This window comes from Streptomyces cahuitamycinicus, from assembly GCF_002891435.1.
In the GTDB taxonomy this organism is placed as follows: Bacteria; Actinomycetota; Actinomycetes; order Streptomycetales; family Streptomycetaceae; genus Streptomyces; species Streptomyces cahuitamycinicus.
Genome location: NZ_POUC01000427.1, coordinates 1 through 6780, shown reverse-complemented (window position 1 = coordinate 6780; position 6780 = coordinate 1). Strand labels below are relative to the sequence as shown.

Sequence of the window (6780 nt, the reverse complement as noted above, 5' to 3'; positions counted from 1 at the left end):
CCATCGCCCGTCACGCCGCCATCCTCCTCGCCGACGCCGGACTGCACGGCCACAAATACGCTATCGACGCCATACTCAGCGCCACCGCCCTCGCCGCCCCCGCCCCAGGCACGATCCTTACCTCCGACCCGGAGGACCTCACCGCCCTCTGCGGCGGACGCGCCACCGTCGTCGAGATTTGACCAGCACCCAGTGAACGGCCGTCAGGTTTCGTCGGCATGGGTTTGGGTGCGGCTGCCGACGGGTGATCTGCTGCTGGTCAGCCAGGACCGGGCCGGGCCGGCGGCGGTTTCGGTGTCGACCGTGAGGTGGAGCCGGGTGCCGCCGCCCGGGGCCGGGTAGCTGCGCTGCTCCGTGCCGGCGAAGCAGTGGCGCAGGACCTCGGCGACCGCACGGGCGGTCTCCGGGGAAGCGGCGACGATACGGACTTCTGCCTGTCCATCAGACGGCAGGGCCTCGATGTCGGTCCTGATCGTGCTCAAGAGGGTGTGGTCCTTTCGGCTGGAGTCGTGGCACCGGTGAGGGAATTGCCCGTGTGGTCGGCCTCGGTGGTGGGCCTGGACGCCGGTCCGGGGCGCTTGCGGCGACGTCTGCCGACACCGGGCAGGGCGTCGCTGTAGTGGTGGGCGGCGATGCGTGCGGCGTGCTGGGCGTTGAGCAGTTGGATCAGGCGTGCGCCCAGGACGATGGCGATGAGGAACGCCGCGATGAGGACCCCGGTTTCCATGCCTGTCACCCCTGCCATTCCCCGGGCACGGGCTCAGGGATGACGCGCGGCCCGGTCGGATACCCGTAGGGCGACATGCACGCCCCGCCCTCGGCCTCCCAGGTGTCCTCCTGGTTCCGGCTGCGCCGCATGCCGCGTCCGGCGGCGGCCTCGCCGGCCATGAGGGCATCCGCCTTGAGGACGCTCCCAGGGATCGCTGTCGCGGCCATCAACCGGTCGGCGGCAGCGGGACGGGTCGCCGGCGGGATCACCGAGAGGTCCCAGCGGCCGTCGGTGCAGGAGAGCAGGATCAGATCGTCCGCTTCCCGTTCCAGGAGCAGATCGTCCGCTTCCCGTTCGGTGTACCGTCCGACGTGCACGCTGCGGCCGTCCACAACCACCTCGCGGGGGATGACGGGCCAGCGGGCGGGGCTCACGGTGACGCGCGTGATCCGGCCCCGTGATGCGTCGAGGGCGGCCGTCAGCGGAGGCAGCTCGGCGCTCAGGTCGCGGGTGTAGGGCCACCATGCGCCGTCGAGCCGGCCCGCCGGTGTGGTCTTCGATGTCAGCGACAGACGCACCGGAAGCCCTGGAACGTGGTCGCGTCGGGTGGTGGGGCCGAGGATGGTGGTCATGGCGAACCCGTCCCCGGGCCGCCTGTCGGCACCCCGGTCTTCGGTGATCGCCGGGAACGGCACCTGCGTGAATTGCTGGGGCTCGAAATGCTCCCGGTCCTTCGACTCTACTCCTGCACGAGGGCCCGAACCGTTTCATCACCTGCTCCGGGGAGTACCGTGAAACCACCACGGCCGCGTACCGGGCAAGGCGGGCGCCGGATCGGCGCTGCCGGCGCACATGCGGCCGTGCTTCCGAGAGGGGCGGACCACGATGGCTGACTCCGACGTTTCCCACTCTGCCCCGCTGCTTCTGCCGGACGGATTCCATCAGGCGGTGAGACAGGGCACGGCTCTGTTGCGGCTGGAGACCACACCGTCCCGGACGGGGATTCTCGACGGCGCGTGGTGGCCGCGTTCCAGAGACATCGCGACCGAGCTGCCCGCCCTGGTCACGGCCCTCACCGAGCACCTCGGTCCCATCACGCGCGTCGGACTCGACGCGTCCGCCTGGAACGGTCTTCCGACCCGCCTGGTCATCGACGGCCGCGTCGTGCACCTCGACTCCGACCCGGTGGGAGACGACACCGTCCTCATCACGCGCGGCCACAACGACCACTTCGCGCTGCTGCTGGTCCCCCCGGACACCACAACCGAGGCCGCACACGCCGCCATGGCCCGAGCGGTCGGCGTCGACAACATGACCCGGGCATCACAGCTCCTGGTCGCCGTCGTCGACCCTGCCCTCCCCAGGACCGACGGACCGACCACGTCCTGATCCAGACCACGACGAGGCCGGCGATGCCCACGCCGAGGACGCGAGCCCAGGTCGACGCCATGAACAGGCCGAAGCCGACGACGAAGGCGACCACGCCCAGGGTGAGGTGGATCCAGCCCCAGGCCGTGAGGTCGAACGCGAAGATGTAGTTCCGCGTCGAGACGAAGATGTCGCCCGCGGCGATCTCCGCGATGCCGCGCATGATGTCGAGAATGCCGCCGATCATGAGCATGATGGCCGCGAAGACGGTCACGCCGGTGGCTCATTCCCGCAGCGGCATGCGGGCGCTGTCCGGGTGTGTGGTGGTCATGCCCGCTACCTCGTTCCCCTGTCGCCCCCCTGTCGCCAACGTCGTGCCCTTCTCAGCGTGCACGCGGCGAGACGCGAGCGGCCTCACCCGGGCAGGGTGACGCACGCGGAGGACAGAACGCCACTTTCGCCCCATATGCACCGTTGTTCTACGGTGGAGAGGAACGATGCTGCTCATCCCTCACCGATCATCGAGGTGGCGGTCATGACGGAGACCACTCAGCGCAGGAACGCATCCCAGGACGGAAAGGGCGCTCCCGGAACTCGCGGGAGCACCGCCATCGCGGACACGGTCGTCGCGAAGATCGCGGGTATGGCGGCCCGGGAGATTCCCGAGGTGCACAACCTCGGCGGAGGAGTGACCAGGGCCTTCGGGGCTGTGCGTCAGCGGGTGCCGGGCGGGGGCACTGGGGTCACCCAGGGGGTGAAGGTCGAGGTCGGCGAACGCCAGGCCGCCGTCGATCTCGATGTGGTCGTCGAGTACGGCGCCGCCATCGCCGACACCGCGGCGGACATCCGGACCAACGTCGTCAACGCGGTGGAGCGGATGACGGGCCTGGAGGTCGTGGAGGTCAACATCGCCGTCGACGACGTCCATCTGCCGGACGAGGAGGAGGACGAGTCCCAGCAGCAGGAGAGCAGGCGGGTGGCCTGAGGCCGAAGGTCCGGGGTCAGTAGACCGTCTGGGCGGACCTCTGAGTCAGTAGATCTCAGAGGTCCGCCCAGACCTTTCGGTCAGTGGACCTCCGGGGCCGCCCCGAGGCCGCACGGCACGCGCACGTGCTCACCGTGGCCGCAGTGGACGATCCGGTCGCCGAGGCCGATGGCATCGGCCTCGGCCAGGAAGGCGGACAGCGGTGAGCGCATCACCGTGTAGTCGCTGTAGTGCACGGGCAGCACGAGCCGGGGGCCGAGACGACGGGCGAGTTCGGCCCCCTGAGTGCCGTCCATCGTGACGACGAAGCCGCCGGGGAGGCGCGTGCCGCCCAGGTGGAGGACGGCGAGGTCGGCGGTCGGGAAGCGTTCGGTGATCTCGTCCAGGCCGTCGTAGACGAGCGTGTCGCCCGAGATGTAGAGCCGCATACGGGGCGGTCCGCCGGCCGGGCCGAATTCCAGCATGCTTCCCATCACCGGCGGCAGCAGCCTGCGCAGCACCGCGTGACCGGCGTGCCGGCCCGGCAGGGCGGTGACCGTGACCTCGACGCCGTCGCGCTGGAGGGTGAGCGCCTTCCAGGTGCGCAGTCCCGCCGTGCGGTGGAACCCGTGCACGGTCCTGAGGCGGCGGGCCGCGTGCGGTGTGGTCAGGATCGGCACGGTGTGATCCAGGTGCCGGCGGGCGCGGCGGTCCCAGTGGTCGCCGTGCAGATGCGACAGCACGACCGCGTCGAGACGGGGCAGCTCGTGCACGTCGAGGGCGGGTTCGGTCAGGCGGCGGCTCATCAGACCGTGGCCCAGGTAGGCGTACTGCCCTCGGTGCAGGAAGTTCGGGTCGGTGAGGAGGGTGAGCGGGCCGTACGACAGCAGCACCGTCGCGTTGCCGATGAAGTGGATGTCGATCGCGTCGCCGGTGAAAGGACGGTGGTCATCGCCCGTGAGGTGACGGTCGTCGTTGCCGGTGAGGTGACGGTCGTCGTGGTCGTGGTGGTTCGTGGGCTGCGGCATGGCACTCTCCGGTCTCCCCTGGACGGGGTACCCGTGCGGAAGGGTGTCAGGCCGAGCGTTTGCGGGGGGTCGACCTCTTCGCCGCCGTCTTCTTGGCGGTGCTCTTCGACGCCGTCTTCTTGGTCGTTCCCTGACCCGACTTGGACGTCGTCTTCTTCGCCGCCGTGACCTTCTTGGCCGCCGTCTTCTTCGCGGTGGACGTCGACTTCTTGCCGCCGGTCTGCTTGGGGGCCGTGCGGGCCGTCTTGCGCTGCGGGAGCGACTTGACCTCGGCGTGCTCGGCCTCCTCGCCCCGGGACTCGCGGGCCGCGCGGACGCTGCTCTCCAGGGCCGCCATCAGGTCCAGGACCTTGCCGCCCGCGGCCGGTTCCGGGGCCTGGGGCAGGGCCTCGCCGGCCGCCTTCGCGGCGATGACCTCCTCCACCGCCTCGCGGTACTCGTCGTGCAGGTCCTCCAGGTCGACCTCGCCCAGGGTGTCCATCAACGCGTCGGCCAGATCCAGCTCCTGGTCACGGACGGTGACGTCGGTGTCGGGGGCCAGGCCCTCGGGGGCGCGGACCTCGTCCGGCCACAGCAGGCCGTGCATGGCGATGGCCTCGCCGACGACCCTGAGCATGCCCAGGCGCTCGCGCCCACGCAGGGCGAACTTGGCGATCGCCACCTTGTTGCTGCGCTTCAGCGCCTCGCGCAGCAGCGTGTACGGCTTCGCCGCCGGGGCGCCGCTCGCCTGGAGGTAGTACGCGGCGTCCATCTGGAGCGGGTCGATGCGGTCCGCCGGGACGAAGGCGACGATCTCGATCGTCTTCGCCGTCGGGATGGGCAAGCTGGACAGGTCCTCCTCGGTGATGGGGATGATCGTGCCGTCCGCGTCCTCGTAGCCCTTGCCAATCTCCCCCTGGGTGACCTCGCGGTCCTCCAGGTCGCAGAATTTGCGGTAGCGGATGCGGCCGCCGTCCTCGGTGTGGATCTGGCGGAAGGAGATCGAGTGGCTCTCGGTGGCGTTCACCAGCTTGATCGGGATGCTGACCAGGCCGAACGAGATGGCGCCGTTCCATATGGATCTCACGTGCTGCACCCTTCCGGTCACGCTCGGGAGCGTTCGTCACGGTTTGCGTGGGATTCTTATCGTATGGCGCCTATCACAGTGGTGGAGGGGCGACGGCTCGCTCTCAGCAATCTGGAGAAGGTGCTGTATCCCGCCACCGGCTTCACCAAGGGCGAGGTGCTGCACTACTACGCGACCGTCGCCGAGGTCCTGCTGCCCCATCTGCGGGACCGGGCGGTGTCCTTCCTGCGGTATCCGGACGGTCCGGACGGGCAGGTGTTCTTCACGAAGAACGTGCCGCCGGGTACGCCCGAGTGGGTCACCACCGCCGAGGTGCCACGGGTCGAGGGGCCCTCGCGGATGGTCCTGGTGCAGGACCTGCCGAGCCTGATGTGGTCGGCGAACCTCGTGGCCGAGTTCCACACCCACCAGTGGCTCGTCGACACCCCGGACGAGGCCGACCGGATCGTGTTCGACCTCGACCCCGGGGCGCCGGCGAGCATCGTGCAGTGCTGCGAGGTCGCGCTGTGGCTGCGGGACCGGCTCGCGCGCGACGGCATCGAGACCTACGCCAAAACCTCCGGCTCGAAGGGGCTGCACCTGCTCGCCGCCGTACGGGGAGCGTCCTCCGAGCGGGTGTCCGAGTACGCCAAGGCACTCGCCGTCGAGGCCGAGAAGGCCATGCCACGCCTCGCACTGCACCGGATGACCAGGAGCCTGCGTCCGGGGAAGGTCTTCGTCGACTGGAGCCAGAACGCCGCCCGCAAGACGACGGCGACCCCCTACACCCTCCGGGCACGCCCCGAGCCGACCGTCTCTGCCCCGGTGACCTGGGAGGAGGTCGAGGAGTGCCGCGCACCCGGCCGGCTGGACTTCCACGCGGCCGACATCGCCCCGCGGGTCCAGGACTACGGCGACCTGCTGGCTCCCCTGCTGGACACGGACACGGCCGGGACGCTCCCGTAGCCGGACCGCCGGCGGACTCCTGACGGGGATCGCCCTGGCCGGGTGCTGCCGTGTCGCGCCCGGCCGGGCTCCTCAACCCGCGTCCCTCACCCCCACGTCCCTCACACCCGCGTCCACGTGTTCCGGTCGCGGGCCATCGCGTGCAGCGCCTCCACGTCTGCCGGCTTCAGGACCCCGCCCCGCTGGGACAGGCCCTCCACCTCCGGGGCTGTCAGGACGTGGACCGCCCGGGGGGCGACCGGGATCGAGAGCGTCCCCGGGTCCACCAGGGCGAGCACCGGGCGGACCTCCGCCGTCAGAGCGTAGGAGGCGCGGTCGGCGTCGGTGCGGAGGCGGCGCAGGAGCGGCTGGGGGTCGCGGCGGCCCAGGGTGATCATGGGGTCGGCGACGCGGACGCGCTGCTTGCGGGCGTGGAGGGTGTGGACGGCGTAGAGGCCGCCGGGGCCGATCAGCAGGTGGTGGATGCGGTCGCCGCCGGGGAGTGGCACCGAGTGCAGGGCGTGCCAGCCCGCGCCGTCGAGGCGGTCCAGGGCGTCGCCGACCGTCTGCTCGGCGGCCAGGGCCCTGCGGCGCGGGTCGGGGCGCAGCCGGTGGGTGGGGCCGGGGTCGCGGTCGAGGGCGACGATGAGGGCCTCGCCGGGGCGGTTGGGGGCCAGGTCGTCGTCGGGGTGGAGGGTGAGGCGGGCCAGTTCGGCGGGTG

General features: G+C 70.9%; 9 protein-coding genes and 2 pseudogenes. 4 read left to right on the top strand and 7 right to left on the bottom strand.

Annotated elements, in window-relative coordinates; translation table 11 throughout:
• A pseudogene (locus tag C1J00_RS35600) lies at positions 1–182 on the top strand (DNA-binding protein); the annotation flags it as partial.
• A 21-nt stretch (positions 183–203) separates the two neighbouring features.
• Here the strand turns inward: C1J00_RS35600 and C1J00_RS35595 are convergent.
• The 3 genes from C1J00_RS35595 to C1J00_RS35585 are packed head-to-tail and all read right to left on the bottom strand — an operon-like array spanning position 204 to position 1341.
• Entirely contained in the window at positions 204–482 is a 279-nt protein-coding gene (locus C1J00_RS35595; RefSeq protein WP_439333463.1) for a hypothetical protein, read from the bottom strand.
• On the bottom strand, positions 479–727 hold the full coding sequence (locus tag C1J00_RS35590; RefSeq protein WP_102913076.1) for a hypothetical protein: 249 nt from the start codon (positions 725–727) through the stop codon (positions 479–481). Before C1J00_RS35590 ends, C1J00_RS35595 begins: the two co-directional genes overlap by 4 nt.
• Positions 728–732: 5 nt before the next feature.
• Positions 733–1341 (bottom strand): DUF5994 family protein, encoded by a 609-nt coding sequence (locus C1J00_RS35585; protein WP_102913077.1) that lies wholly within the window; start codon positions 1339–1341, stop codon positions 733–735.
• Between the two features lie 253 nt (positions 1342–1594).
• On the opposite strand from C1J00_RS35585, the gene C1J00_RS35580 reads away from it, so the two are divergent.
• The gene (locus C1J00_RS35580) at positions 1595–2098 is read left to right on the top strand and encodes a DUF5994 family protein (RefSeq protein ID WP_102913075.1); all 504 of its coding nucleotides are present in this window, start codon (positions 1595–1597) and stop codon (positions 2096–2098) included.
• A gap of 64 nt (positions 2099–2162) precedes the next feature.
• Here the strand turns inward: C1J00_RS35580 and C1J00_RS48420 are convergent.
• Positions 2163–2300: pseudogene (locus tag C1J00_RS48420) on the bottom strand (DUF7144 family membrane protein); the annotation flags it as partial.
• A gap of 312 nt (positions 2301–2612) precedes the next feature.
• Here C1J00_RS48420 and C1J00_RS35570 point away from each other — a divergent pair.
• Complete coding sequence (locus C1J00_RS35570; RefSeq protein ID WP_180989814.1) at positions 2613–3062, top strand: Asp23/Gls24 family envelope stress response protein; 450 nt, start codon at positions 2613–2615, stop codon at positions 3060–3062.
• A gap of 80 nt (positions 3063–3142) precedes the next feature.
• Here the strand turns inward: C1J00_RS35570 and C1J00_RS35565 are convergent, their stop codons facing one another.
• Both C1J00_RS35565 and ku read right to left on the bottom strand, forming a co-directional pair.
• Positions 3143–4069 (bottom strand): MBL fold metallo-hydrolase, encoded by a 927-nt coding sequence (locus C1J00_RS35565; protein ID WP_102913072.1) that lies wholly within the window; start codon positions 4067–4069, stop codon positions 3143–3145.
• 46 nt (positions 4070–4115) lie between these two features.
• Positions 4116–5135 (bottom strand): non-homologous end joining protein Ku, encoded by a 1020-nt coding sequence (gene ku / locus C1J00_RS35560; protein ID WP_500691495.1) that lies wholly within the window; start codon positions 5133–5135, stop codon positions 4116–4118.
• Positions 5136–5198: 63 nt separating this feature from the next.
• Between ku and ligD the strand changes: the two genes are divergently transcribed.
• Positions 5199–6080: a non-homologous end-joining DNA ligase gene (gene ligD / locus C1J00_RS35555; protein WP_102913070.1), complete on the top strand. Its 882-nt coding sequence runs from the start codon at positions 5199–5201 to the stop codon at positions 6078–6080.
• A 101-nt stretch (positions 6081–6181) separates the two neighbouring features.
• On the opposite strand, the gene C1J00_RS35550 is transcribed toward ligD, so the two are convergent.
• The coding region (locus C1J00_RS35550; RefSeq protein WP_102913069.1) for a nuclease-related domain-containing protein at positions 6182–6780 on the bottom strand (599 nt) is incomplete at its 5' end.